Raw genomic sequence first — 25,729 nt, 5'->3', positions numbered from 1 at the left:
AAGGCGCGCCAGCGAGTGGAAGCAGCCGCCCGGGGGCATCGGGTGGGCGGGTGAGAGCCATCTGGGATACCCGGGGACGGCCTGACGGTTTCGTCAGCTGAATCGGGGCGGCTACCAGACCGGGTCCCGGCGGCACGCAGCCGCGTGAGTGCCATCGACCAGTGGCGACGGGAATGACAGGAGCGGAGCCAGTCTCTTGCCAGTGCCCCCAGGCCAAGCGGACAGCGGCTGTCTGTCGACCAGGTCCGCCGAGGCTGGGGTGGACGCGCCGCCGGGTCCCAGGACGACGAGTGCTGCTCCCCAAGCCGCACTAGCTGCTGGCCGTCTGTGTTCTAGCGGGCCTTCTTGGTGGCCCGTTTGCGGGGCGCCGTCAGCGAGTCGGCGATCGCTGCGATCGCGGAAGGCATTAGGCGGTAGTACGCCAAGACGCCGTGTTGCGCGCGCTCGAGCAGGCCGGCCTCGGTGAGGATCCGGAGGTGATGACTGACGGTCGGCTGGGCGAGGCCGAGCGGCGCGGCGTGACTCGGGGAGGGGGTCCGATGGTCCCCCGGGTGTGGTGTCTGAGATCTCCCATTCGGCCGGCCACCCGGTAGCATGCGGCGGACGACGGGCGGCAGTCGGAGCGGGCTCCGGTGCGACTCGGCCGGGCGGCACCGCCGGGTCGGGCGGCCGCGGCGCCGGTCAGGCCGGTGCCGGAGTGAGAGAGGAACCTGCTCGGCGTGTTCCAGGAATCGAACCGGACCCGGATGACCGGCGGAAGCTCAACTGGCGGGATGCACGGCGCCGGCGAGGTGCCAGGCGTCGACCCGCCGGCGGTGTGGGACGCGGGGCTGGCCAAGGCGGTGCGACAGGTCGCCGTGCTACGTACCGGCTTCTATGTGGTCGTGCTGCTGGTCGCGCTCGGCGGCCAGGTGTCCGGCGCGATGGAGCGGCTCGGCATGCCATGGTACGTGGCCCTTCCCGCCGTTGGGGCGCTGGAGTTGGGCGGCGTCGTGGTGCTGGCGAACGCCGACGTCCGCCGCCGACTCGGTGAGGGGGCGGTCCTGTCCCGCGTCCTGTCGGCCGGCATCGCCGCTGGGGCGGTCGTTTTCAACTGGCTGGCTCACGCCAACCACCTCGAAGGCGGCTTCTACGCGGGCATGTCCCTGCTCGGGTACCTGGTGTGGCTGATGAACACCGAGAACCAGCGGCGGGACCGGCTGCGCGCCAGGCAGCAGCTGCCACCCACCACGCCGGCGTACGAACCGGTCGGACACTGGTTGCGACATCCGTGGCTGACCCGCCGTGCCCGTTCGCTGGCCAAGGCCGACCCCGGCCTCGGACTGTACGACTCGCTCGACGCGGCGCACGCGCAGATCCGGGCCGAGCGGCGGCAGGCGGCACTCAGCAAGGTCCTGCACCGCAAGATCCGTCGAGCACTGGACGCCACCACCGCCGACATCGCCTTGGCGGTGTACGACCTCGATGAGATCGCCCGGCGGCTGGGCGATCAGGCGGACTACGACGGGCTCACCGCCCTCATCGCTGCCGATCTGGCGCCTGAGCGCGTGCTGGCCGGGAACCTGCCGGCAGGCCGCCGCCGGTGGTGGCGCCGGGTTGATCAGCCCGAACCCGTCGCACTCGCCTCGGCGGCGCGGCTGCTCGCCGAATCCCCGGCGGGCCCCCTCCACGCCTCCGAGCGGCACGCGGTGGTCCCTGCCCCGGACACCGCCCCAGCGCCCGACACGGTCCCTAACGTCACGTCAGCCGACGCGGCCTCAGGCGGCTCAGCGGGGCCAGGGTCGGGCGGGGACGACGTTCAGCACGTGAACGCCACCGAGCAGACGGCAGACAGTGCCGAGCGGCCGCCATCGGAGCGCTCGGAGGCGGAGGCGCCCGACCGTACCGACCTGCAGATGAAGCGGGCCGACGGCGCCGGGATCACCTCGACCACCGATCAGCCCGACCCATCCCGCGCATCCGACTGGGCGGCGCTGCACGCGGAGCTCGCCCCGCTCCTGCCGGCAACCGCACCACGCCGGACGCCGCGCAACGCGGTGGGCCGGTCGGCCACCGGTCGCGGGCAGGCATCGGCTACGACGGACGCGCCGGGCTTCGTCGCGGAGCCGGCCGCCCCCGCGCCGTCGGCAACGACCCGCAGCCCGGCATCGACGACGCGAACCACCACGGGCCGCGCCCGCACGACGCGAGTCACTGACCCGTCGGCCGAGCCGGGGCCGGTCGCGCAGGTCACCCGAGAGCTACCCCTGGTGGGCGGGCGGGACCTGCCGGACCTGGTAGACACCGCGGCGAGCCGCACCACCCCGCCCGCCGCGGTCCCCGACACCGCGGAACGGCCCCCCGGGCAACGATCAGCATCCCGACGGCAACAGCACCGGAGGGACGGAGCGGACCCACGACCGGGCTCGGACACCGTGCGGCGCGGGGCTGACACCGAGTCGGCCGAGACCGGCCGTCGCTGACCGGAGGATCACCCACAGCGTGATCGACGAATATCTGGTTGAGGTAGACCTCGCCGTTGCGAGGCCTCGCTGAGCTCCCGGCCACGCGCCGATCGCAGTACCCCTGGACCATGTTCGCCACCCCGTCTCCGCTCGAGGGCCGAGCAGGATCGGACCCGCGCTGCGGGTCTGCGTCGGCGTGGGCGGCGGAGGGTGTCGGGGACACTGTGGCGGCAGGTGTGACGGACGGTGTGCCGCTGGGCGTGCCGGAAGGGGCGATCGCGGGTGCCCTGTCGCTCGACCTGCTCGCGGGTCGGCCTCTCGTCCCGGTCGCGGGTCGGCGCGTCGTCCTTTCTTGACATGGAAAACGGGGCCGCGGAGCGGATGGCAGATCTCGCTCCGTCTGGCGGTCCACCAAGGGCGCAGGGCCTGCTGAGGCAGACCGCTTCGAGCCGGCCTTGTTGCACTGTTGCCGTTCCCGTCGATGTCCATATGACAGGTAGCCAGCACCGGCACGGGCGCAGGGCGTGATCAGACCCGTAGAGGAGTCCCGATGGGTATTCGTCGACCGCTCGCGGTGGGAGTGGCACTCGCCTTGGTTCTCACACTCAGTCCAACTGCCGCGTCGGCCGTCGTCGACGTGGGGTCGTCGGGCGTCGACCGGCTCGACATCAGGCGTACCACGCAGTCCGTGCGGCCGACCGACGGGCAGCTTGCCGCGGTGCGCGACCTGGTCGCGACGGCGGGTGCCGGCACCCGGGTGAGCTGGGACGGGCGGTTCGGTACGCCACGCACCATCCGCAAGGACGGCGGCTGGCTGACCGGTCCTCGCTCAGGGGATGCGGTGTCGGTGGCCCGGTCCTTCCTCGATGCCAACCGTGACGCGTTCGGTCTCACGGCGGCAGACGTCGCGTCGCTGGTGGTCGTGCGCGACCACGAACTGGTCGGTACCGGCACGCACGTGGTGAACTTCGCGCAGACGTACGAGGGTCTGCCGGCGGTGCGGGGCGGGCGCCTCGGCGTGGCGTTGGCCAGCGACGGGCGGGTCCTGTCCTACGCGGGTAGCTCGGCGCGTGGTGGTGGGCTGACCGCAGCGCACCGACTGTCCGCCGGTCAGGTACTCGAAGGCGTGGCCGGCAAGCTGGCGGCGGGGGTGGCCTACACGGCCCAGCCGACCGGTGAGCGAGCTGGCTTCCAGGTGTTCTCCAAGGGCCCCTTCGCCGGCGAGTCCTACGTCCAGAGGGCGGCGTTCCCGACCCGCGACGGCGCTCGGCCCGCCTACCGGGTGCTGTTCATCAAGGCCCTGGATCAGGCGTGGGACTCGGTCGTCGACGCGGCGACCGGCGAGACGCTGTACCAGGCGTCCCTGGTGGCGCACGACGCCGAAGGCACCGTCTACGAGAACTACCCCGGGGCCCCGGCCGGCGGCGCGCCGGTCGTGAAGTCCTTCGGGCCGAGCGCCCAGTCGCCCTCCGGTTACCTCGACCCGACCGGGCTGGCGGGCCTGGCCGGTCCCACGACGGTCGGCAACAACGCCAACACCTACGCCAACTACTCGAACTTCCTGGTCCCCGCCGACCAGGGACCCAGGCCGGTGAGCCCGACCGCCCAGTTCAACTACCCCTACGCGGCGAACTGGGCGCGGAGCAGGGGCCAGTCCGTGCCGCCGTCCTACGCCCTGGACCTCAACCCGGCGGCGACCAACCTGTTCTGGCACCACAACCGCATCCACGACGAGTTCCGGGCGCTGGGCTTCACCGAGTCCGCAGGCAACTTCCAGGTCAACAACGGTGGCAACGGCGGGCAGGGCGGAGACCCGGTTCTGGGGCTGGTCCACGCCGGGGCCGCCAGCGGCGGCGCACCCACCTACACCGGCCGGGACAACGCCTACATGCTCACCCTGCCCGACGGCATTCCCGCCTGGAGCGGCATGTTCCTGTGGGAGCCGATCAACGACAGCTTCGAAGGGCCGTACTCCGACGGCAACTTCGACGCCTCCGTCATTGAGCACGAGTACGCGCACGGGCTGTCCAACCGCTACGTCAGCGGCGAGGACAACGCCCTCAACACCCACCAGTCCGGCTCCATGGGGGAGGGCTGGGGTGACTGGTACGCGCTGAACTACCTCTATGGCAACAAGCTCGCCACCACATCGGTGGTCGGCCAGTACGCGACCGGCAACACCGAACGCGGCATCCGCAACTGGAGCTACGACCAGAACCCCACCGGCTACGGGGACGTCGGGTACGACCTCGGCGGCCCGGAGGTCCACTCGGACGGGGAGATCTGGACGGCCACCCTGTGGGACCTGCGCAAGGCGCTCGTTGCCCGCTACGGCGAGACCGCCGGTGGTGAGATGGCCGCGCGGCTGATCACCGACGCGATGCCGCTGTCCCCGGCCGACCCGTCGTTCGTCGACATGCGCGACGCCATCCGCACCGCCCTGGACAACCGCTACCACGGCCGCTCCGACTACGACGCGCTGGTCGATGTCGTCTACGGTGCCTTCGCCAAGCGGGGCCTGGGTCTGCACGCCGCCAGCAATGGTGGTGACGACACCGACCCCACCCCCTCCTTTGAGCACGTGAACTCGGCGCGCAACGGGACCCTGACCGGCACCGTGGTCAACGCCGCCACCGGCAAGCCGATCCCCGGCGCCCGGGTCATGCTCGGCGTGTTCGAAGCGCGGGTCACGCCGCTGCGGACCTCGTCGGCCGACGGCGGGTTCTCCGCGCCGGTGACCGCCGGCACCTACCCGGTGACGATCGCGGCCGAGGGCTTCGGCGCCCGGACCTTCCCAGGTGTCAAGGTCACCGCCGGCAGGACATCGGCGTTGCGGTTCGCCCTGGCGCCCAACCTGGCCTCGGCCGCCAACGGCGCCACCATCGTCTCCGCCACCGCGACCGGTGCCGCACGCCTCATCGACGACACCGAGGCCAGCAGTTGGAAGAGCACCGCGGGAACCGGGAACGCGGTGATCAAGCTGGCCGCGCCGGCACAGATCACGTCGGTTCAGGTCAGCGCCTTCGCCGCCGCCCGATTCGAGGGACTGCGCGGCTTCACCCTGCAGACCTCCACCGACGGGGCGAACTGGCAGACCGTCCTGACCAAGGCCGACGGGTTCGGCTACCAGACGCCCCGACCCACCGCGCCCGACCTGCACTACAAGCAGTTCACCCTGCCGAAGCCGGTGCAGGCGCAGTACGTGCGGTTCTGGACCGACACCGCGCTCGGCGAAACCAGGACCGACGTGCAGACCGCCGAGCTGCAGGTGTTCTCGCAGACCGCCACCGGCGTCGAGCCCCTGCCGCCGTCGCCGCCGGACGCGCCGGTCACCGAGTCCGCAGTGATCGTCACCGGTAACCCGTCCACCGGCACCGCCGATGACGCCACCGGGGTGACCGCCACCGCCCTCAAGACGGCCTGCGCCGTGCCGGCGGCGCCGGCGCAGGGAGCGGATGGGTGGGTCACCCAGCTGCCGGACAGCTTCGGCGACGGCGCCCACGAGGTCCACGTGCACAGCGACACCGCCACCCCGTACGACTTCGACCTGTACTTCTACGACGAGTCGTGCACACTGCTCGGCTCAGCGGCCTCCTCCGCCGCCGACGAATCCGGCACGATCCCCAGCGGCACCCGGTATGTCCTGACCCAGCTGTGGCTGGGCGCCGCAGTCCCGTTCACCCTCACCGCCACCGACACCAGGTGACCTGACCACACGTCACACCCGCGGCGGGGTGGTGGCCGCCGGACGGTAGACGCCACCACCCCGAACGCGGTCAGCGCGGGCGGGCCGGGGCATTTCCCCGCTGTCGCCTGACGAGTTTCGAGGAGGGGAATCCCGTGACAGCAGCACGTACGACGTGGGGCGGGTCGGCTTTCGGCAGCGCACTCGTGATGCTGGCGGTCCTGGCGGCGACGGCGCATCCGGTGGCCGCGGCTGTGTCCGGTGCTGCGGGCGGCGGGTCGCCGGATGCGGGGCCGCTGAGAGCGAACTGCGCGGCGTACCCGGGGGGCGCGACGGTCTGCTCCGCGCAGGTGCCCAGCTTCGACGGCTCGCCGCTCGACGTGGACGTCACCCGGCCGATGCCCGGCACCGGGAACAGCCATCCGTTGATCGTGCTGCTGCACGGTTTCGGCAACGACAAGCACGAGTGGGAATCCATCACGGATGCCGCCGACGGGGCGGACAAGTACCACTGGAACAGCCACTGGTTCGCCGCGCACGGCTACTACGTGCTCACCTACACCGCCCGCGGCTTCCGCGACACCGGCCCGCGGGCCAGCTACCAACCGGCGACCCCGGCGGGGGTCGCGCCGACCTGCCTACCCCCCGGCGGATCGGCGTGCCCGCCGACAGGCACCATCCGGGTGAAGAACAAAGACGTGGAGATCCGGGACACCCAGTGGGTGGCCGGGCTGACGGCGCTCGCCTATCCCGACATCAACCGGGACCAGGTCGCGGTCAGCGGCGGCTCCTACGGCGGCGGGGAGAGCTGGCTGCAGGCCGCAGCGCAGGCGGGCAGCGAATACTGGAGCGACTGGCCCGGCCTGCCCCGCCTGCGGATGCAGGTTGCCGTGCCCAGGTACCCGTGGACGGACCTGGCCTACGCCCTGATGCCCAACGGCCACCCCGGCGGCGCTTCCCGCACGCCCGCCGGCCAGCCGTACCAGGGCACCGACCTGTACTCCTCCGCGCAGGGGGCACCGGGCACCCTCGGCGTCGGCAACCCGATCGGCGTGGCCAAGTCCAGCTACATCGGCGGGCTCTACAGCCTTGGCACCGCCAACGGCGTCTTCGACGAAGGTACCCCCAGCCCACAGAGCAATGGGCCCGAGCCGTTCACCGCCTGGCTGGGCAGGGTCGACGCGGGGGAACCGTACAGCACGCCGGACCGCGTGGACGACCCGACGATGGCGCAAGTCAGAACGGCGTTCAGCGGCTGGCACTCCGCCTACTACCAGCCCGGGTGGCGCGTCGGCCGCGACGCCGGCCGCACGCCAGCGATCTTCTCCATCTCCGGCTGGACGGATGACCTCTTCCCGCCCCTGGAGTCGTTCCGCATGTTCACCTACCTCAAGAGCCTGGACCGTGACTGGCCAATCGCCGTGGTGGTGGGCGACATCGGGCACGCGCGGGCCCAGAACCCGCCCGGCGTGTGGCAGGCGATCAACCAGCGGGCATGGCTGTTCCTGCAGGCGAACATCACCGGCAGCCGACCCGGACGTACCACGGTGTCCAGCTACCCCACCCGATGCACCGGCAGCGCGACCGCCGCCGACGCGATCAGCGCGGACAGCCCGGCCGACCTCGCCAAGGGCACCCTCACCGTCGACTTCCACGATTCGGTGCTCCTGCCGCCCAGCTCCGGCGCCGCCGATCCGGACGCAGCCGCCAGCGACGCGGTCGCCGGCGGCACCATCACCTCCACCAGCGCAGGCTGCCGCACGTCCGCGCGGCTGACCACCGCGCCGGTCGACGGCTACACAGCCGTATCGCAACCGCTGCCGACGGAGCAGACTCTCGTCGGAATCGGCCACGCTCAAGCCCGATACGCCGCGACCCCCGGCACCCCCACCGCGGTGCTGGCCGCACGGCTGTGGGACGTGGCCCCCGACGGTGTGGCGGTGCTGGTCAGTCGAGGCGTCTACCGGTTCGACTTCACCGGGTACGACGCCCGCAGCGGCGTGGTCCAGGTGCCGTTCTATGGCAACCACTGGACCTTCCCCGCCGGTCACCGGCTCCGATTGGACCTTGCTCAGGTCGACCAGCCGACCTACCGGCCCCCGAACCCGGCGGTGACCGCGACGCTCGACCTGTCCGCCACCCGGCTCGTGCTGCCGCTGCGGTCAGCGGCCGACACCACCATCCGTTGACCGCAGGGCTGACTGTCGTTGCGGTTGCCCGACGCGGGTCGCTCGCGGGGATCCCCACGGACGGCTGATCCGTCAACATCCGGACACGATCGTCGACCAGATCGGTGACGGCATCCTCGACCCCTTCCCGACCGGGGCGCCGGGCGGGCGGTCGCCAAACGTCGGCCGGGCCGTCTGGGTGGCCCAGGGGTGCCCGGCCGTCTCCGTCGCAGCCTCACCGCGCCGCCGACCAATGCGAAGGATCCCACCGCCTGCGGCCGGTACGGGCCGAGGAACCGCTCACCGGGACCGCATAAAGGGGGGTGGGGCCAAAGTCGTGGGACTCCACGGGGCGGGCCTGTCCGCACTCAGAACATGAGGCGCTCATGCCTCGCCGTCATTCGCGAGTTGCATTCCGTAGGACCTCTGCTGACCGAGAGTACCGCACGGCACACGATGCGTGAGATTTTCCGCGTCTCTGTTCATGATGATGTCTGACCTGATCAGCGTGGACGCGTGGTGGCCGGCCGGCCGGACCCCTGCCGGGAAGCGTGGCCGAGCCGGCGGAGAAACGGCGGCCGCCGGTCGGCGTATTGAATTCCCGACCCGTCTTCCTTTGCGGTCGGTTCTCGCCCGTCGGGTGGGCCGGCAATTGTTTTCCATCCCCGGCCCGATTGGCGGGAGGACGATTTACCAATCGGGGCGCAGCTTGTGGCGACGGAGGTCGCGAACCGTTTTCGTGGTCCGTCCTCAAACGCCGTCGCGCGGCTCGAATTGATTCGAATGACATTGCCGGGGTGTCCCGGCGAGGCCGCCTGCCAGGCGGGTTCGTCACGGTTACCGCTGGGCCGGCGGCTGGGAAGCACCTGCCGTGGCGCCTCGGACGCCGTCGCCCGGTCGATGTTCCCCGAGGTGAGTGGCATGGTCCGGCGCTTTTCCCGGTGCCATCATCCGGCTTTGCCCGTGGCTTTCGCAAGCGGTCGTCCGTGTGCCCTCTCGAGTGGTATTCGAGCAACGTTCCAGGGCTTGTCGCGACGCTCCAGGCCCGGCTAATGTGGCGAGCGGCGCCGATTTCGGTGATTGATAAAGCTTGCCGTGGAGATGTTGTTCGGGGGAACAGCGAGTGACATGCGTGAATCGGGGGAGCGTGCATGATCAAGATCAAGCTGCTCGGTCCGTTGGTCGTGCGGCGGTCCGGGGTCGACGTCACTCCGTCGGCCCCCAAGCTCAGGCGGGTGCTCGCTGCGCTCGTACTCAACGCCAACATGCTGGTCAGCGTCGATCAGCTTTTCGAGGAGCTCTGGGAGAACCGACCGCCGCCGAGCGCGCTGACCACCATGCAGACCTACATCTACCAGTTGCGACGCCGGCTCGACCTGGGCACCGAACCGCCTCCGACGCAGCCCGCGGAGCCGATCCTGATGACCCGGGTCGGCGGATACGAACTCCGGCTCGACGACCTGCAGGTGGTCGACGTGCACCGGTTCGATCGCCTGGTCACCCAGGGGCGCGCCGAGATGGACGGTGGTGAGCTGGAGAAGGCCGCGCAGACGCTCGGCGAGGCCCTTGCCACGTGGCGCGGACCCGCGCTCGTCGACGTCACCCTGGGGCGTCGGCTCTCGGTGTGGACCACGCAGCTCGAGGAGCGGCGCAAGGCCGCGCTGGAGCGCCGCTTCAGCGCCCTGCTGCAACTCGGTCACCACCACGGGGTGGTCGACGAGCTCGGCGGCGCCATGCACGACTATCCCACCCACGAAGGGTTCGCCGGTCAGCTCATGCTCGCCCTGCACCGGTGCGGACGGCGGCCGGAGGCTCTCGACGTCTTCCGCAGGATCCGGCGGCAGCTCGTCGACGAACTCGGGTTGGAGCCGTCCGCCGCCGTGCAGCGCCTGCACCAGGCCATCCTCGCCGACGACCCCCAGCTCACCGGTCTACCCCGGCCACGCGTGACCACCTCGGTCAACCGGTCGGTGGTGCCGGCCCAGCTTCCACCGGGCATCCCCGACTTCGTCGGGCGTGACGTGTGCCTGAAACAGGTGGCCGAGTTGCTCGGCGCGGGTTCCCGCACCGGCGCGGCGTTCCCCGTCGTCGAGGTGCACGGGCCGCCGGGCATCGGCAAGAGCACGTTCGCGCTCCAGGCCGCCCACCAGGCCCGGTCCCGGTTTCCGGACGGTCAGTTCTATGTGGACATGTCCGGCTCCGCGTCCGGTGACATACGGCTGGAGGAGGTGCTGACCGCGAGCCTGCGCTCCTGCGGGCTGCCCCGGGACGACCTGCCGACCAGCGTCGACGAGCTCAGCCGGACCTTCCGCACCTGGACCGCGGACCGCCGGGTGCTGATGGTCGTCGACGACGTCGTCGGCGCGGAATGGCTCCGGCCGCTCCTGCCCGGTGGCTCGGGGTGCGCGGTCATCTCCACCAACCGCTACCGGCACGACGGGCTGCCCGGCGCGCACCACATCTCACTGCCCACCATGACCATGGACGAGGCGCTGAGGATGCTGGGCAACATCGCCGGCGAATGGCGGGTCGAGGACGAGGACGAGGCCGTCAAGGCGTTGATCCGCGTGTGCGGCCTGCTGCCGCTGGCCGTGCGGGGAGTGGCGGCGCGGCTCGCGAGCCGTCCCGGCTGGCCGGCCTCGCGCCTGCTGGACCGGGTGTGCCGCGACGAGTCGATGCTCCTCGACCTGACGGCCGGCCCGAGTGACCTGATCGGCACGGTCGACGTGGGATACCGGAGCCTGCCCGAGCCGTACCGGCGGGCGTTGCGGGTCATCGTCACCGAGCACTGGCAGCGGTTCGGGGCGAGGGAGCTGGCGGCGCTGCTCGGTGCCCGCATCCAGGACGCGGAGGTGCTGATCGAGAACCTCGTCGACATGCACCTGCTGGAGGAGGTGCCGTCGCCGCCCCCACTGGGAGGGCCGCCCTCGGCCCGCCGCCCCGCGGAGCCGCGGTACGTGGTCCCCCGCCTGAACGCGCTCGCCCTGCGTTCCATCATCGGTGCCGAGACCGACGAGGACCGGCCGGGCTCCACGCTTCCGCCCTCCGCCGCGTGGCACTTCCGCCGCTCGATCCTGCCGCTGAGCGCGCACTCGGCCTGACCACCCCCTCTCGTGGCCCACCCGCCCGCCCTGGGCAGGTGGGCCACTGTCATGGGTGCCGGCGCCCGGCGTGTCCACCCACCTTCGAGACGGGTTCGAGACCGATTCGAGACCCGGCGACGACGGTGGTCACACCGACGAAGCCGGGAGGAACCGTGCACCAGACGTTGATCGTGGCGAAGATGGATGTCGCCGACGCGGAGGGGGTCGCGAACGTCTTCGCCGAGTCCGACCGCACCGACCTGCCGGCGATGGTGGGTGTGTCGCGGCGGACCCTCTTCGCGTTCCATGACCTCTACTTCCATCTGGTCCAGGCGGACGAGGACATCACCCCGAACCTGTACCGGGCGCGCAGTCACCCGCTCTACCAGGACATCAACACCAAGCTGGGCCGGTTCATCTCGCCGTACGACCCGCAGTGGCGCGAGCCGAGGGACGCGATGGCCGAGGCGTTCTACACGTGGACCCCCGAGACGGGTCCCCGGTTCGCCGCGCCGGCCGCGCCCGCCCGCCGGAACGTCCGATGACGACCGTCACGCGGCTGAAGGTCGCCGCGTCCGCGGTCAGCGCCAACGTCCGGCGCGGCGGCGACATCCGCGTCACGCTCAGCCCTCGCACGGTCGGCTGCACCTCCGGCTTCGGCGGCGTGCTGACCCTGCGCCCCGGTGAGTACGTGACCGAGCACCAGCACCCGTACTCGGAGGAGTTCCTGCACGTCATCGAGGGGGAACTCGAGATCACCCTGGACGACGCACCGGTCGCCCTCGAGCCGGGTGACTCGCTGCTGGTCCCGATCGGTGTGCGGCACCGGCTGCGCAACGTGGGCACGAGCGGGGCACGACTGGTGTTCCACCTGTCGCCCCTGGCGCCCCGCCCGGAGCTGGGCCACATCGACACCGAGGCCCCGCTGGCGTCGGACGCGGCCGACCCGGACGTCGGCGGTGGGCGGTGAACCGGCGCGCCGTGATCACGGGGATCGGTGCCGTCGCCCCCGGCGGCATCGGTCGCGAGGCCCTGTGGGACCTGCTGGCGGCGGGCCGAACCGCCACCCGCACCATCACGCTCTTCGACCCGGCCGGCTTCCGGTCGCGGATCGCGGCGGAATGCGACTTCGACCCGGTGGCCGCCGGGCTGGGCCCGCAGGAGATCCGCCGCATGGACCGCGCCGCCCAGTTCGCGGTGGTGTCGACGCGGGAGGCGGTCGCCGACAGCGGCATCGAGGTCGATCGCCTCGATCCCGCCCGGATCACCGTCAGCATCGGCAGCGCCGTCGGCTGCACGATGGGCCTGGAGGACGAGTACCGGGTCCTGTCCGACGGCGGGCGGCGCTGGCTGGTCGACCACACCTACGGCGTGCCGCACCTGTACGGGTACATGGTCCCCAGCACGCTCGCCACTGAGGTGGCCTGGCAGGTCGGCGCCGAGGGTCCGGTGGCCCTCGTGTCGACCGGGTGCACCTCCGGGCTGGACGCGGTCGGGCACGCCGTCCAGATCATCGAGGAGGGCGCCGCGGACGTGGCGATCACGGGCGCCACCGACGCTCCGCTGTCGCCGATCACCTCCGCCTGCTTCGACGCGATCAGAGCCACCTCGCCCAACAACGACGACCCGGCGCACGCGTCGCGTCCCTTCGACGGGCGCCGGGACGGTTTCGTGCTCGGCGAGGGCGCGGCCGTCCTGGTCGTGGAGGAGGAGACGGCGGCGCGCCGGCGCGGGGCGCGCATCTACGCCGAGGTGGCCGGATTCGCCAACCGCAGCAACGCCCACCACATGACCGGCCTCAAGCCGGACGGCCGGGAGATGGCGGAGGCGATCCGCGTCTCGCTGGATCGGGCGCGGCTGGATCCCGGTGCCGTGGACTACGTCAACGCCCACGGCTCCGGCACGAAGCAGAACGACCGGCACGAGACGGCGGCGTTCAAGCGGACCCTCGGCCACCACGCGTACGAGGTGCCGGTCAGCTCCATCAAGTCGATGGTCGGCCATTCGCTCGGCGCGATCGGCTCGCTGGAGGTGGCGGCGTCGGCGCTGGCGCTGCACCACCAGGTCGTGCCGCCGACCGCGAACCTGGCGGTCGCCGACCCGGAGTGCGACCTCGACTACGTCCCGAACGAGGCCCGTGAGCACCGCATGGACGCCGTGCTGACGGTCGGCAGCGGGTTCGGGGGCTTCCAGAGCGCCATGGTCCTGCGCCGGGCGGACGCCCGCGGAAGGAGGTGACGGCATGACCACAGCCACCGCGGTGGTGACCGGTATCGGTGTCGTCGCGCCGACCGGAATCGGCGCCGAGGAGCACTGGGAGTCGGTGCTCGCCGGCAAGAGCGGGCTCGGCCGGATCACCCGGTTCGACCCGACGGCCTACCCGACGCGGGTCGCCGGGGAGGTGCCGGCGTTCAACGCGCCGGACCGGGTGCCCGGGAGGCTGGTGCCGCAGACCGACCGCTGGACGCAGTTCGGCCTGGCGGCGGCGGAGGCGGCCCTCGCGGACGCCCGGGTCGACCCGGGCGCCCTGCCCGAGTACGAGATGGCCGTGGTGACCGCCAGTTCCTCCGGCGGCACCGAGTTCGGCCAGCACGAGATGGAGCGGCTGTACACCAGGGGGCCGTCCTGGGTGGGCGCGTACCAGTCCATCGCCTGGTTCTACGCGGCCACCACCGGGCAGGTGTCCATCCGGCACGGCATGCGCGGGCCGTGCGGCGTGCTCTGCACCGAGCAGGCCGGCGGCCTGGACGTCCTCGGTCAGGCCCGGCGGTTGCTGGCCACCGGCTCGCGGGTGGTGGTCAGCGGCGGGACCGACGCCTCGCTGTGCCCGTACGGCCTGGTCGCACAGATGGCCAACGGGCAGTTGTCCACCGCCGACGACGCGACCCGGGCGTACCTGCCGTTCGCCGGCGACGCGGCGGGCTACGTGCCCGGCGAGGGCGGCGCGATGCTGGTGGTGGAGAGCGCCGAGAGCGCGCACCGCCGCGGTGTGCGCCCCTACGGCACCATCGCGGGCTACGCGGCTGGCTTCGACCCCCCGCCCGGCTCGTCCCGGCCGCCGGCGCTGGCCCGGACCATCCGGGCCGCCCTCGCCGACGCCGGTGTGACGCCGCCGGACGTGGACGTCGTGTTCGCCGACGCCGTGGCGGTCCCGGACCGGGACGCCGCCGAGGCGGCCGCTCTCGTAGAGGTCTTCGGGCCACGGGGAGTGCCCGTCACCGTCCCGAAGACCCTCACCGGGCGGCTCTACGCCGGCGGCGCGCCGCTGGACGTCGCCACCGCGCTGCTGGCCATGAGGGACGACGTGCTGCCCGCCACCACCGGCGTGAGCCGGCTCGCCCCCGGCATCGACCTCGACCTGGTGACCGAACCGCGGGAGGGCCCGGTCGCCACCGCGCTGGTGGTCGCCCGCGGCCACGGCGGCTTCACCGCCGCGCTCGTGCTGACCGCCGGCGACCGCACCCGCAACTGACCGACACACCGGAAGGGATCTTCGTGAACCACTTCACCGTGCACGACCTCACCCGCATCCTGCGCTCCTGCGGCGACAGCGAGAACATCGACGGTCTCGGGGAGGCGGACCTCGACACGCCGGTCGCGGAACTCGGCTTCGACTCCCTGGCGATGCTCGAGGTGGCCAGCGTCGTGCAGCGCGAGTACGGCGTGCCGATGCCGGACGAGGCGCTGGAGCACATGACCACCGCCCGGTCCACCGTCGCGTACGTCAACGCCCGGCTGACCGAGGCGGGTGTGGCATGACGGCGCGCACCGACAACGCCGTCGTCATCGACGCGCCGCTGGACCTGGTCTGGTCGATGACCAACGACGTGGCGTCCTGGCCCCGGCTGTTCAGCGAGTACGCGTCCGCGGAGATCCTCGAGGAGCGCGGCGACACCGTACGGTTCCGCCTCACCCTGCACCCCGACGAGCAGGGCCGGGTGTGGAGCTGGGTGTCCGAACGCACCACCGACCGCGACGACCTGTCCGTCTCGGCGCACCGGGTCGAGACCGGTGTCTTCGAGTTCATGAACATCCGCTGGACCTACGAGCCGGTCGAGGGCGGCGTCCGGATGCGCTGGCAGCAGGAGTTCCGGATGCGGCCGGACGCCCCGCTGGACGACGCGGCGATGACGGCGCGGCTCAACCGCAACACGGCCGAGCAGCAGCGGCTGATCAAGGAGAGGGTCGAGGCGGCCGCCCGCGCGGCCACCGACGCGCGAGACGTTCCGGTCCGATGACCCGGGCCACGTACGACACCGCGGAGGACCGGCCCGCCGACGCCGTGCTCGACGGCCGGCGGGTCCTGGTCACCGGTGGCACCCGGGGCGTGGGCCGGGCCGTCGTGCTGACGATGGCACGGGCCGGCGCGCACGTCCTCACCTGCTACCGGCAACCCGGCCCCGCCGTCGACAGCCTGCGGGCGGAGCTCGGCGCCACGTCCGGTGACCACCGGCTCGTCCGTGCCGACGTGCGGCACGACGAGGACGTGCGGGACCTGATCGACGAGTGCCGCGCCCGGCTCGGCGGACTCGACGTCGTGGTGAACAACGTGGGCGCGTTCGCCCCGAAGCCGTACCCGGAACTCAGCCGCGCGGAGTGGGACGCCACCGTCGACGGCAATCTCACGTCGGCCCACCTGGTCACGCAGGCGGCGCTGCCGCTGCTGTCCGCCGGCTCGTCGGTGATCAATGTGGGGTCGACGGTGACGTCGATCGGCATGAGCGGAGGCGCCCACTACACGGCGGCCAAGGCGGCGCTGGTGGGGTTCACCCGTTCGCTGGCCCGCGAACTGGGGCCGGCCGGGATCCGGGTCAACGTGATCTCGCCGGGCCGGATCGACACCGAGGCGATGGACGACCTTCCGCCCGAGGTCGCGGCGCGCCAGCGCGCCCTGTTCGCGTCGTTCAGCGCGCTCGGCCGGCTGGGCGGGACCGCGGAGGTCGCCCGGGTGGCGCTGTTCCTCGCGAGCCCGGCCGCCGGCTACGTCACCGGTCAGAACATCCACGTCGATGGCTGCGTGTGACCGGACACAACAAGGAGGAGGAACTCGTGGAGTTCGGGTTGCAAGGCAAGAAGATCCTGGTCACGGGGGGATCCCGGGGAATCGGCCGGGGTATCGTCCTGGCCGCCGCCCGGGCCGGCGCCGACGTCGTCACCTGCTACCGGCAGGAGGGGGCGGCGGTCGACAGCCTCGCCCTGGCGCTCAAGGAGACCGGCGGTGACCACCACGTCGTCCGCGCCGACCTCGGCGTCACGGCGGAGGTGGACCGGCTCGCCGACGAGTGCGCGCAGCGGTTCGGCCACCTCGACGGCGTCATCAACAGCGCCGGAGTGATCAGCCACATCCCCTTCGAGCAACTCGCCGTCGACGAATGGCACCGGGTGCTCGACACCAACCTGACGGCGGTCTACCGGCTCGTGCAGCGCACCCTGCCGCTGCTCGGCGAAGGATCGTCGGTCGTCAACGTCGGGTCGCGGGGGGCGGCCGCCGGCATCCCGCTGCGCGCGCACTACACGGCGACGAAGGCGGCGCTCATCGGCCTGACCCGGTCACTGGCCAAGGAACTCGGCGGCCGGGGGATCCGGGTGAACGTGCTGGCGCCGGGCGTCATCGAGACCGAGGCGATGGACGCGATGCCGCCGGAGCGGGCGCAGGGACTGCGCGACATGTACGCCGGCAAGACCGCGCTGGGCCGCCTCGGCACGGTCGAGGAGGTCGCCGCCGTCGCGCTGTTCCTCGTCAGCGACCTGAGCAGTTACGTCACCGGCGAGACGATCAACGTGGACGGGGGGATCTGAGATGGCGGGCTCCGCGTCGGGGCACACATTCCGCGTCATGCTGCGCATGGAGATCAGGCCGGGGATGGCCGGCGACTTCGAACGGGTGTGGCGTGAGGTCGGCGACTCGGTGACCAGCCACCCCGCCAACCTCGGGCAGTGGCTGTCGCGCGGCGCCGAGGAGGAGGACATCTACTACATCGTCAGCGACTGGGTGGACGAGCGGCAGTTCCGCGAGTTCGAGACGAGCGACCGGCACCTGCGGCACCGGGAGAAGCTGCACCCCTACCGCAGCGGTGGGTCGATGACGACGATGCACGTGGTCGCGCACCTCGACGGCGCCGGGGCGCCCCGGTGATCGGCCAGGTACAGGTCGTCGTCCACCACCTGACCGACGACCCGGCGGCCGTGCGGGCGGCGTACGAGGAGTCGAGCGCCCGCATGGCGGGCACCCCCGGGTTGCTCGGCAACGAGCTGCACCAGGGCATCACCGACCCGCGCAGCTTCGCCGTGGTCAGCCGCTGGGCCGGGTGGCCGGACTTCGCCGCGTGGGAGTCCAGCGCCGGGCACCGGGACCAGACCGCGCCGCTGCGGCCGTTCCGCGACCACACCCGGCAGCGCCCGTTCGAGGTCTTCCGGGTGACCGCGAGGTACGCGGCGCCCGCGCGCACCGAGGCCGGGTGAGGACATGACGACGATGCTGCTGCGGTCGCCGGTGGCGACGGCCCCCTGGGTGCGGTGCGAGCAGTGCCGCGCCCTGACCTACGGCAAACGGTTCACCCGGGAACTGGGCGTGTGCCCCGAGTGCGGCCGGCACAGCCGGCTCACCGCCGCCGAGCGGATCGCCCAACTGCTCGACGAGGACAGCGCGCGGCCGGTGCCGGTGCCGCGGGCGGTGGAGGACCCGCTGCGCTTCGCCGACGACCGGCCGTACCGGGAGCGGCACGCGGAGGCGGTCGCGCGTACCGGGATGGCGTGCGGGGTCGCCGTGGTGCGCGGCCGGATCGAGGGCCACCCGGTCGTGCTGGCGGTGATGGACTTCCGGTTCATGGGCGGCAGTCTCGGCGCCGCCGAGGGGGAGGCCGTGACCACGGCCGCCGAGACGGCGCTCGCCGACCGGGTGCCGCTGGTGGTCGTGACCGCCTCCGGCGGGGCCCGGATGCAGGAGGGCACGCTGTCGCTGATGCAGATGGCGAAGACCAGCAACGCGTACGCGCAGCTGGACCGGGCCGGCCTGCTGACCGTCACAGTGATCACCGATCCGACGTACGGGGGAGTGGCGGCCTCGTTCGCCACGCTCGGCGACGTGGTGCTGGCCGAGCGCGGGGCACGGATGGGGTTCGCCGGCCGGCGGGTCATCGAGCAGACCATCCGGGAGGAGCTGCCGGAGGGCTTCCAGACGGCCGAGCACCTGCTGGCCCGTGGCCTGGTCGACGACGTACGGCCGCGGGTCGAGCTGCGGCCGGCGCTGCGGCGGCTGCTCGCCGCGGCGGGTGGCGTGCCGGCCGGGTGGGGCGAGGACCGGCCCGACCCGGTGGAACGGGACGTGACGCGGCTGGCGGAGCGGGCCGCGTGGGACGTCGTCCAGCTCGCCCGCGACATCAGCCGACCCACCAGCGCCGACCACCTGGGACACCTGCTGGACGGCTTCTGCGAGCTGCGCGGCGACCGCAGCGGCGCGGACTGCCGGGCGGTGGTGGCGGGGATCGGGCTGCTGGACGGGCTTCCGGTGATGGGGATCGGGCACCAGAAGGGGCACACGACCCGAGAGCTCGTCGCGCACCAGTTCGGCATGCCCTCGCCGGCCGGGTTCCGCAAGGCCGCCCGGGCGATGCGACTCGCCGAGAAGCTCGGCATCCCCGTGGTGACGCTGGTGGACACGCCCGGCGCGTACCCCGGCGTCGAGGCCGAGGAGAACGGTCAGGCGGTCGCCATCGCCGAGAACCTCCGGCTCATGGGGGGCCTGCGTACGCCGGTCGTGGCGGTGGTCACCGGCGAGGGAGGCAGCGGGGGAGCGCTCGCGCTGGCGGTGGCCGACGTCGTGCTGATGTCCGCGAACGCGGTGTACTCGGTGATCAGCCCGGAGGGGTGCGCGTCCATCCTGTGGCGGGACGCGGCGGCGGCACCACGGGCGGCCGAGTCTCTCGGCGTCGACGCCCGGTCGTTGCTCGCCCACGGGGTGGTCGACGGCGTGGTGCCGGAACCACCGGGCGGCAGCCAGCAGGATCCCGTCGCTGCCTCGGAGTTGCTGCACGACGCCGTCACCGCGGCCCTCGCCGGCCTGCTGGGCCGGGACACCGACGAGCTGGTGCGCCGCCGGGTGCGCCGGTTCCGCGGGTTCGGCAGCGCCGACCGGGAAGGGGTGGCGGCATGACCACCGACCACTCGCCCGGATCGGTCGCCGCGGTCCCCGGCGACCGGACGGCGGACGACGTCGAGATGCTCCAGGAGGTCAGCCGGACCGTCGCCGGGCTGCTGCGGCAGGCGCACCAGCCGCCGCGGCGGGTGGCCGCGACCGTCGGCACGATCAGCATCGAGATGGAGTGGCCGGCCGTCGCGGCCGGGGCGCTGCCCGCCAACGGGGCGGCACCGCCGGCGCCCGTCGTCAACGGTGTGGCCGCTCCCGCCACGACCCTCAACGGCACCGTGGCCGAGCCACCACCGGTGCACCTCGACGGGGCGGTGCGCTCCCCGCTGGTCGGCACCTTCTACCGGGCGCCGGAGGTGGGCGCCGCGCCGTTCGTCTCGGTCGGTGACGTCGTCGAGCCGGGCCAGCAGGTGGGCATCGTGGAGGCGATGAAGCTGATGAACCCGGTCGAGGTGGACCGCCGCGGCCGGGTGGTGGAGATCCTGGTCGCCGACGCCGAGCCCGTCGAGTACGACCAGCCGCTCATCGTGCTGGGCCCAGTCGACGGGGAGAGGTGACGGCGTGTTCGACACCGTTCTGGTCGCCAACCGCGGCGAGATCGCGCTCCGTGTCGTCCGTACCTGCCGGGAGATGGGCATCCGCACCGTGGTGGTGCACTCGACGGCCGACCGGGACTCTGCCGCCGTCCGGGCCGCCGACGACGCGGTCCAGATCGGGCCGCCGGCGCCGCGGCGCAGCTACCTCTCGGTGCCGGCGGTCGTGGAGGCCGCCCTGGCGAAGGGCGCCGACGCCGTACACCCCGGCTACGGGTTCCTCTCGGAGGACCCGGACTTCGCGGAGGTGTGTGCCGAGAACGGCCTGGTCTTCATCGGGCCTCCGGCGGAGGTGATGGCGCGGGTCGGCGACAAGGCCGCCGCCCGCGCCGAGATGGCCGCCTGTGGACTGCCGATGCTGCCGGGCAGCGCCGGCACGGTCGATTCGATCGCGGACGCCGCCGACCTGGCGGACCGGATCGGCTACCCGTTGATCATCAAGGCCGTCGCCGGGGGCGGTGGTCGCGGCATGACGGTGGTCCGTCAACGCCGGGACCTCATCGGGGCGTACCGCGCCACCCGGTCCACCGCGCAGGCCGTCTTCGGCGACGGGCGGGTCTACCTGGAGCGGTACTGCGACCGGGCCCGGCACGTCGAGGTGCAGATCGTCGCTGATCGCTTCGGCAACGTCCAGCACCTCGGTGAACGGGACTGCTCGGTGCAGCGCCGCCACCAGAAGCTGGTCGAGGAGGCCCCGGCGCCGAACCTCTCCGAGTCGCTGCGCGCCGAGATGGCGGCGGCGGCGGTCGCCGGGGCCCGCGGCGTCGGGTACGTCGGGGCCGGCACGTTCGAGTTCGTGGTCTCCGACGACCGGTTCTACTTCATGGAGATCAACTGCCGGATCCAGGTGGAGCATCCCGTCACCGAGATGGTGACCGGGGTGGACCTCGTCCGGGAACAGATCCGGGTCGCCGCCGGTCTCCCGCTGTCCCAGCGACAGACCGACCTGGCGACCCGCGGCGTCTCCCTCGAGTGCCGGGTCAACGCGGAAGACCCGGAACGCGGGTTCGTGCCGACGGCGGGGCTGCTCGACGAGTTCCTGCCGCCGGCGGGCCCGTTCACCCGGGTCGACACGCACGCCTTCCCAGGCTGGCGGGTGACCTCGGACTACGACAGCCTGCTGGCGAAGGTCGTCGTCTGGGCGCCCGACCGCGAACAGGCGATCGCCCGCATGGACCGGGCGCTGGCCGAGTTCCGGGTCGGCGGTCGCGGCATCCGCACCACCGTGCCGGTCCTGCGCCAGGTGCTCGCCGAACCGCGGTTCGCCGCCGGTGAGCACGACACCGCCCTCATCGCCCACCTCCGCCGACCGTCCGCGGCCGTCTGCGCCGCCCGTCCCGACGAGGAGACGACATGACCGTCCCCACGGCAGCCCGGCCGCTGTTCGACCCGGCCTTCCTCCGCGATCCCTACCCGATCCTGGCCGCGCTGCGACGCGACGCCGCCGCCCACCCGGTGGAGACGCCGAACGGACTCCGAACCTGGCTCGTGGTGCGCTACGACGACGCGCGGACGCTGCTCAACGACCCCCGGCTGAGCAAGGACATGAGCGTCGGCCACCGGCTCATCCCCGGCAACTTCGTCGACGAGGCCAAGCGGGCGGAGTTCCTCCGGGAGTCGGGCACCCGGAAGCAGTTCGCCGTCGAGCTGAGCCGGCACATGCTGGACAGCGACCCGCCGGACCACACGCGCCTCCGCGGGCTGGTGGGCCGGGCGTTCACGGCCCGGCGGGTGGCGGTGCTGCGCCCCCGCGTGGTCGAACTGGTGGACCAGCTGCTCGACGCCGCGGAGCCCGGCCCCGAGGTGGAACTCATGGCGGCGCTGGCCTTCCCGGTGCCGTTCACCGTCATCTGCTGGCTGCTCGGCGTGCCGCCGGCCGACCGGCAGAACTTCCGCACCTGGTCCAACCTGCTGGTGTCCGGGACCGGCGGGGACGACGTCCTCGACGCCAGCCAGGCCATGGTGGACTACCTGCGTCACCTGATCGCCGCGAAGCGTCGTGACCGCGCCGACGACCTGCTGGGCGCGCTGGTCGAGGCCAGCGACGGCGGGGATCGGCTCAGCGAGGACGAGCTGATGGCGATGGCGTTCCTGTTGCTGGTCGCCGGCCACGAGACCACCGTCAACCTGATCGGCAACGGCACCCTCGCCCTGCTGACCCACCCGGAGGAACGCGCCCGCGTCGTCGCGGACCCGTCGCTGTGGCCGGCCGCGATCGAGGAGTTCCTCCGCTTCGACGGCCCGGTCACCAACGCCACCTGGCGCTTCACCACCACGGAGGTGCGGGTCGGGGACGTCACCATCCCGGAGGGCGAGTTCGTCACCATCTGTCTCGGCGCGGCCGGCCGCGATCCGGACCGGTACGACGCGCCCGACGTCCTCGACGTCACCCGGCCCCAGTCGGCGAACCTGGCCTTCGGGCACGGCATCCATCACTGTCTGGGCGCGCCGCTCGCCCGCATGGAGGCGGAGATCGTGCTGAGCCGGCTCTTCAGCCGCTACCCGGATCTCCGGCTGGCCGTACCGGCCGGGGATCTCCGGTGGCGGTTCAGCCTGATGCTGCGCGGCCTGGAGCAGCTTCCCGTGCTGGTGCGCTGAGGGCGGACGAGGGGAGGGGCCACCCGCGGGTGGCCCCTCCCCTCGTGCCCGGTGCCGCCGGCGGGCGGGTCACGACGCCGGGCCGGCTCCCACCTCGATCACCTGACCCGACACGGCGGCGGCCGCCCGGCCGACGAGGAGCGGTATCAGCGCCGCCACCTGCTCCGGGTCGCCCGGGTCGCCGGGCCTCGGCGCGACGAGGTTGGCGGTGACGCCGAACGGCGCCAGTTCCAGCGCCGTCGTCCGGGTGAAGCCGACCAGCCCGGCGCGGACGGCGCCGTCCACGTCGGTGACGGTGACGACCCGGCCCGACCCGACGCGGGTCATCGGATCCAGCACCGCCCTGGTCATCAGGAACAGGCCCCGCAACTGCCGCTCGACCGACGCCTCCCACGCCGCGTCGGACAGCTCGCACAGCGGCCCCGGCGCGGCCGGCCCGACGACGGTGACGAGCACGCCGGGATCACCCAGCGAGGAGGACACCCGCTGGACTGCCGCGGCCACCGCGTCCGGGTCGGTGACGTCCGCGGCGATCGCCAGCGACCGCACCGGCAGGGCGGCGAGTCGGCGCATCGTGTCCGTGCAGGAGGCGGAGGCGGGACAGATGAGCGCGACGTCCGAGCCGGTCTCCGCCAGCCGGACGGCGGCGGCGGCGCCGAGGCCGTCGAGGTGGGCGCCCGTCACGATCGTCGTACCCGGCACGGCCGGTCCCTTCAGCGCGGTCACGGGTGACCGCCGTCGACGTGGATGGTCTGGCCGGTGACGTATGCCGCGTCGGGGCCGGCCAGGAAGGCGACGACGCCGGCGATGTCGTCCGGGGAGCCGACCCGCCGCAGCGGCACCCGCGCCGCCGTGTCGTGGCGGAACTCGTCCGGGTCGCGGCCCATCCGCCGGGCCGTCTCGTCGGTCATGGGGGTGGCGATGAAACCCGGCGCGATGGCGTTGACGGTGATGCCCTGTGGCCCGAGTTCGGCGGCGAAGGTACGGGTCAGTCCCTGCACCGCGGCCTTAGCCGTCGAGTAGTTGGCCTGGCCACGGTTGCCCCGCGCCGCGATGGAGCTCAGGTTGACGATCCGGCCGCCGCCCCGGCGCGCCATGTGCCGCTGCGCCGCGCGGGTGCACAGGAACGTACCGCGCAGGTGCACGCGCAGGACCGTGTCCCAGTCCTGCTCGGTCATCATGAAGAGCAGGTTGTCCCGGATGACCCCGGCGTTGTTCACCAGCACGTCGATCCGGCCGAACACGTCCACCACACGGGCGAACGCCGCCTCCACCTGGTCGGCGGCGGCCACGTCACAGGCGACCCCGATCGCCCGGCCACCCGCCGCCTCGATCAGGCCGACCGTGTCGTGGGTCTCCGGCACGCCGCGGTCGACGACCGCCACCGCGGCACCGTCTGCTGCCAGACGGCGCGCGGTGGCGGCGCCGATGCCTCGTCCCGCGCCGGTGACGACGGCGACGAGGGATTGCTCCCGATCCATCTAGCCGGCCGCCGTGTCGGCCAGGCTCTTCGGGCGCATGTCGATCCAGTGCCGCTCGACGTGGGCGAGGCAGGCGGCCCGGGTCGCCGGGCCTGCCACGATCCGCCAGCCGCCGGGGACCGGGGCGGACCCGGGCCAGAGTGAGTACTGGTGCTCGTCGTTGAGCAGCACCAGGTAGGTGCCGTCCTCGTTCTCGAAGGGGTGGGGCACAGCGATCCTTCCTTGCCGCGGCGGGACCGTCACCCCGGGCGCCGAGTGCCGGCCGAGCCGGCGCCGGCCGTGGCCACGTCCGCGCGATCAGGTTGCAGGGATACCGGCAGCGAGTGCATGCCGTGCAGGATGGTGGAGTAGATCCACTGCTCGGGGCCGGTCTGCGTCATGCCGCCGACCATCCGGCGCAGACCGTCCAGGACCGCCTCGACCTCGATCTTCGCGAGGTGGGCGCCGAGGCAGTAGTGCGAGCCGAAGGCGAAGGTGAGGTGCTTGTTCGGCTTGCGGGACAGGTCGAAGCGGTCCGGGTCGTCGAACACCCGCTCGTCCCGGTTCGCCGAGTAGATCCAGACGCTGACCGGCTCACCGGTCCGGATCAGCTGGCCGTTCACCACGACGTCGCCGGTCGTCATGCGGCCGCCGTGCAGCGACGGCACCGTCCACCGCAGGACCTCGTCGGCGGCGGTGCCGAGGTCGACCTCGCCGCGTTTGAGGGCCTGCCACTGGTCGGGGTGTCGCATGAGGGCCAGCACGCTGCCGGTGATCGCGTGCCGTCCGGTCTCGTCGCCGCCGATCATGAGGCCGTAGCAGTTGGCCATCAGCTCGGCGTCGTCGAGCCGCTCGCCGTCGACCTGGCTGTTGGCCAGCAGGCTGACCACGTCGTTGTGGGCGCTGTCGCGGCGGCTGCGGGCGAGGTCCGAGAAGTACAGCAGGATCTCGTTCTTCGCCGCCCAGCTGTCCGCCGGCGGTGCGTCGGCGTAGTCCGAGCTCCAGGCGTGCGCCGTCAGGCCGAGCAGGTACCTGCGGTCCGAGTGGGGGACCGCGAGCAGGTCGCAGATGGCGCCGAGCGGAATGTTGCCCGCGACGTCGTGGGCGAAGTCGCACTCGTCGCGGCTGAGGGCCTCGGTGAGGAGCTTTTCCACCGTCTGCCGGACGGACGCGCCGATGTCCCGCAGCATGCGCGGCGAGAACGCCTTCATGAGGATGTTGCGGATCTGCGCGTGCCGGACGCCGTCCGTCACCGCGAGCATCGTCCCGGCGGCCGAGTCGCCGTTGGTCAGCAGGCTGCTCAGCGCGTTGCCGTCCTCGGTGGTGAAGTGCTCCTTGTCCTTGTAGACCGCCATCGCGTCCTCGTGGCGGGTGATCACCCAGAAGCCCGGCTGGCTGCCGCGCTCCGACTGCCAGTAGAACGGCCGTTCGGCGCGCAGGTAGCGCCAGACCTCGTCGAGCTCGTACTCGGCGTGCAGCCGCGGGTCGGCGAGGTCGATCTCCTCGAGTTCGTCCGGGGAGATCATGCGTCGTGTGGTCACGTCGTGTCCTC

General features: G+C 72.5%; 22 protein-coding genes and 1 pseudogene. 18 read left to right on the top strand and 5 right to left on the bottom strand.

The genetic code is table 11. From position 1 onward, the window contains the following. Positions 1 to 332: 332 nt before the first annotated feature. Positions 333 to 515, bottom strand: a pseudogene (locus FXF50_RS08300) (ArsR/SmtB family transcription factor); the annotation flags it as partial. 204 nt (positions 516 to 719) lie between these two features. Here FXF50_RS08300 and FXF50_RS08295 point away from each other — a divergent pair. The 18 genes from FXF50_RS08295 to FXF50_RS08210 all read left to right on the top strand — a co-directional run bounded on the left by FXF50_RS08295 (position 720) and on the right by FXF50_RS08210 (position 22,717). Beyond that, entirely contained in the window at positions 720 to 2,462 is a 1,743-nt protein-coding gene (locus tag FXF50_RS08295; RefSeq protein ID WP_148426621.1) for a hypothetical protein, read from the top strand. Positions 2,463 to 3,132: 670 nt separating this feature from the next. Continuing rightward, positions 3,133 to 6,150 (top strand): M36 family metallopeptidase, encoded by a 3,018-nt coding sequence (locus FXF50_RS08290; RefSeq protein WP_222866028.1) that lies wholly within the window; start codon positions 3,133 to 3,135, stop codon positions 6,148 to 6,150. 329 nt (positions 6,151 to 6,479) lie between these two features. Next, positions 6,480 to 8,318, top strand: a complete 1,839-nt coding sequence (locus tag FXF50_RS08285) for a CocE/NonD family hydrolase C-terminal non-catalytic domain-containing protein (RefSeq protein ID WP_187399577.1) — start codon at positions 6,480 to 6,482, stop codon at positions 8,316 to 8,318. 1,130 nt (positions 8,319 to 9,448) lie between these two features. Continuing rightward, positions 9,449 to 11,398, top strand: a complete 1,950-nt coding sequence (locus FXF50_RS08280; protein WP_148426618.1) for an AfsR/SARP family transcriptional regulator — start codon at positions 9,449 to 9,451, stop codon at positions 11,396 to 11,398. 155 nt (positions 11,399 to 11,553) lie between these two features. Then, positions 11,554 to 11,925 carry a TcmI family type II polyketide cyclase gene (locus FXF50_RS08275; RefSeq protein ID WP_148426617.1) on the top strand — a complete coding sequence of 124 codons (372 nt, stop codon included), beginning with the start codon at positions 11,554 to 11,556 and terminating at the stop codon, positions 11,923 to 11,925. Continuing rightward, complete coding sequence (locus FXF50_RS08270; protein ID WP_148426616.1) at positions 11,922 to 12,350, top strand: cupin domain-containing protein; 429 nt, start codon at positions 11,922 to 11,924, stop codon at positions 12,348 to 12,350. Before FXF50_RS08275 ends, FXF50_RS08270 begins: the two co-directional genes overlap by 4 nt. Beyond that, a complete protein-coding gene (locus FXF50_RS08265; protein WP_148426615.1) occupies positions 12,347 to 13,618 on the top strand; it encodes a beta-ketoacyl synthase in 1,272 nt (423 codons plus the stop codon). The genes FXF50_RS08270 and FXF50_RS08265 overlap by 4 nt, the downstream gene beginning before the upstream one ends. 4 nt (positions 13,619 to 13,622) lie before the next feature. Then, on the top strand, positions 13,623 to 14,852 hold the full coding sequence (locus tag FXF50_RS08260; RefSeq protein WP_148426614.1) for a ketosynthase chain-length factor: 1,230 nt from the start codon (positions 13,623 to 13,625) through the stop codon (positions 14,850 to 14,852). 23 nt (positions 14,853 to 14,875) lie between these two features. Then, positions 14,876 to 15,139 carry an acyl carrier protein gene (locus FXF50_RS08255; RefSeq protein ID WP_148426613.1) on the top strand — a complete coding sequence of 88 codons (264 nt, stop codon included), beginning with the start codon at positions 14,876 to 14,878 and terminating at the stop codon, positions 15,137 to 15,139. Further along, positions 15,136 to 15,618: an SRPBCC family protein gene (locus tag FXF50_RS08250; protein ID WP_148426612.1), complete on the top strand. Its 483-nt coding sequence runs from the start codon at positions 15,136 to 15,138 to the stop codon at positions 15,616 to 15,618. The genes FXF50_RS08255 and FXF50_RS08250 overlap by 4 nt, the downstream gene beginning before the upstream one ends. Next, positions 15,615 to 16,403: an SDR family NAD(P)-dependent oxidoreductase gene (locus FXF50_RS08245; protein ID WP_148426611.1), complete on the top strand. Its 789-nt coding sequence runs from the start codon at positions 15,615 to 15,617 to the stop codon at positions 16,401 to 16,403. Before FXF50_RS08250 ends, FXF50_RS08245 begins: the two co-directional genes overlap by 4 nt. Beyond that, on the top strand, positions 16,400 to 17,179 hold the full coding sequence (locus FXF50_RS08240; RefSeq protein ID WP_255509940.1) for an SDR family NAD(P)-dependent oxidoreductase: 780 nt from the start codon (positions 16,400 to 16,402) through the stop codon (positions 17,177 to 17,179). The genes FXF50_RS08245 and FXF50_RS08240 overlap by 4 nt, the downstream gene beginning before the upstream one ends. Before the next feature lie 37 nt (positions 17,180 to 17,216). Continuing rightward, the gene (locus tag FXF50_RS08235; protein ID WP_255509939.1) at positions 17,217 to 17,516 is read left to right on the top strand and encodes an antibiotic biosynthesis monooxygenase; all 300 of its coding nucleotides are present in this window, start codon (positions 17,217 to 17,219) and stop codon (positions 17,514 to 17,516) included. Then, positions 17,513 to 17,842, top strand: coding sequence for an antibiotic biosynthesis monooxygenase (locus tag FXF50_RS08230; RefSeq protein ID WP_148426609.1), 330 nt, complete (start codon positions 17,513 to 17,515; stop codon positions 17,840 to 17,842). Before FXF50_RS08235 ends, FXF50_RS08230 begins: the two co-directional genes overlap by 4 nt. A gap of 13 nt (positions 17,843 to 17,855) precedes the next feature. After that, on the top strand, positions 17,856 to 19,532 hold the full coding sequence (accD, locus tag FXF50_RS08225) for an acetyl-CoA carboxylase, carboxyltransferase subunit beta (RefSeq protein ID WP_148426663.1): 1,677 nt from the start codon (positions 17,856 to 17,858) through the stop codon (positions 19,530 to 19,532). Next, entirely contained in the window at positions 19,529 to 20,083 is a 555-nt protein-coding gene (gene accB, locus FXF50_RS08220; RefSeq protein ID WP_148426608.1) for an acetyl-CoA carboxylase biotin carboxyl carrier protein, read from the top strand. The genes accD and accB overlap by 4 nt, the downstream gene beginning before the upstream one ends. A 4-nt stretch (positions 20,084 to 20,087) precedes the next feature. After that, on the top strand, positions 20,088 to 21,476 hold the full coding sequence (locus FXF50_RS08215) for an acetyl/propionyl/methylcrotonyl-CoA carboxylase subunit alpha (RefSeq protein WP_148426607.1): 1,389 nt from the start codon (positions 20,088 to 20,090) through the stop codon (positions 21,474 to 21,476). Next, the gene (locus tag FXF50_RS08210; protein WP_148426606.1) at positions 21,473 to 22,717 is read left to right on the top strand and encodes a cytochrome P450; all 1,245 of its coding nucleotides are present in this window, start codon (positions 21,473 to 21,475) and stop codon (positions 22,715 to 22,717) included. The genes FXF50_RS08215 and FXF50_RS08210 overlap by 4 nt, the downstream gene beginning before the upstream one ends. A 69-nt stretch (positions 22,718 to 22,786) precedes the next feature. On the opposite strand, the gene FXF50_RS08205 is transcribed toward FXF50_RS08210, so the two are convergent. From FXF50_RS08205 to FXF50_RS08190, 4 genes are read right to left on the bottom strand one after another with little or no spacing between them, the layout of a single operon-like run. Continuing rightward, positions 22,787 to 23,443, bottom strand: coding sequence for an SDR family NAD(P)-dependent oxidoreductase (locus tag FXF50_RS08205; RefSeq protein ID WP_222866026.1), 657 nt, complete (start codon positions 23,441 to 23,443; stop codon positions 22,787 to 22,789). Beyond that, positions 23,440 to 24,198 carry a 3-oxoacyl-ACP reductase FabG gene (gene fabG / locus FXF50_RS08200; protein ID WP_148426604.1) on the bottom strand — a complete coding sequence of 253 codons (759 nt, stop codon included), beginning with the start codon at positions 24,196 to 24,198 and terminating at the stop codon, positions 23,440 to 23,442. Before fabG ends, FXF50_RS08205 begins: the two co-directional genes overlap by 4 nt. Then, positions 24,199 to 24,408, bottom strand: coding sequence for an MbtH family protein (locus FXF50_RS08195; RefSeq protein ID WP_148426603.1), 210 nt, complete (start codon positions 24,406 to 24,408; stop codon positions 24,199 to 24,201). 29 nt (positions 24,409 to 24,437) lie between these two features. After that, positions 24,438 to 25,718: a cytochrome P450 gene (locus FXF50_RS08190; RefSeq protein ID WP_255509938.1), complete on the bottom strand. Its 1,281-nt coding sequence runs from the start codon at positions 25,716 to 25,718 to the stop codon at positions 24,438 to 24,440. Positions 25,719 to 25,729: the final 11 nt, after the last annotated feature.

The sequence above is a fragment of the Micromonospora sp. AP08 genome, assembly GCF_008085935.1.
Taxonomy (GTDB): domain Bacteria; phylum Actinomycetota; class Actinomycetes; order Mycobacteriales; family Micromonosporaceae; genus Micromonospora; species Micromonospora chersina.
The sequence above is the reverse complement of the archived record's forward strand: the minus strand, read 5'-3'. Positions and strand labels throughout refer to the sequence as shown.

Coding starts and splice junctions, on each gene's coding strand:
- FXF50_RS08270 (WP_148426616.1), top strand. CDS start 11,922: ATGACGACCGTCACGCGGCTGAAGGTCGCCGCGTCCGCGGTCAGCGCC.
- FXF50_RS08250 (WP_148426612.1), top strand. CDS start 15,136: ATGACGGCGCGCACCGACAACGCCGTCGTCATCGACGCGCCGCTGGAC.
- FXF50_RS08280 (WP_148426618.1), top strand. CDS start 9,449: ATGATCAAGATCAAGCTGCTCGGTCCGTTGGTCGTGCGGCGGTCCGGG.
- FXF50_RS08210 (WP_148426606.1), top strand. CDS start 21,473: ATGACCGTCCCCACGGCAGCCCGGCCGCTGTTCGACCCGGCCTTCCTC.
- FXF50_RS08245 (WP_148426611.1), top strand. CDS start 15,615: ATGACCCGGGCCACGTACGACACCGCGGAGGACCGGCCCGCCGACGCC.
- accD (WP_148426663.1), top strand. CDS start 17,856: ATGCTGCTGCGGTCGCCGGTGGCGACGGCCCCCTGGGTGCGGTGCGAG.
- FXF50_RS08235 (WP_255509939.1), top strand. CDS start 17,217: ATGCTGCGCATGGAGATCAGGCCGGGGATGGCCGGCGACTTCGAACGG.
- accB (WP_148426608.1), top strand. CDS start 19,529: ATGACCACCGACCACTCGCCCGGATCGGTCGCCGCGGTCCCCGGCGAC.
- FXF50_RS08260 (WP_148426614.1), top strand. CDS start 13,623: ATGACCACAGCCACCGCGGTGGTGACCGGTATCGGTGTCGTCGCGCCG.
- fabG (WP_148426604.1), bottom strand. CDS start 24,198: ATGGATCGGGAGCAATCCCTCGTCGCCGTCGTCACCGGCGCGGGACGA.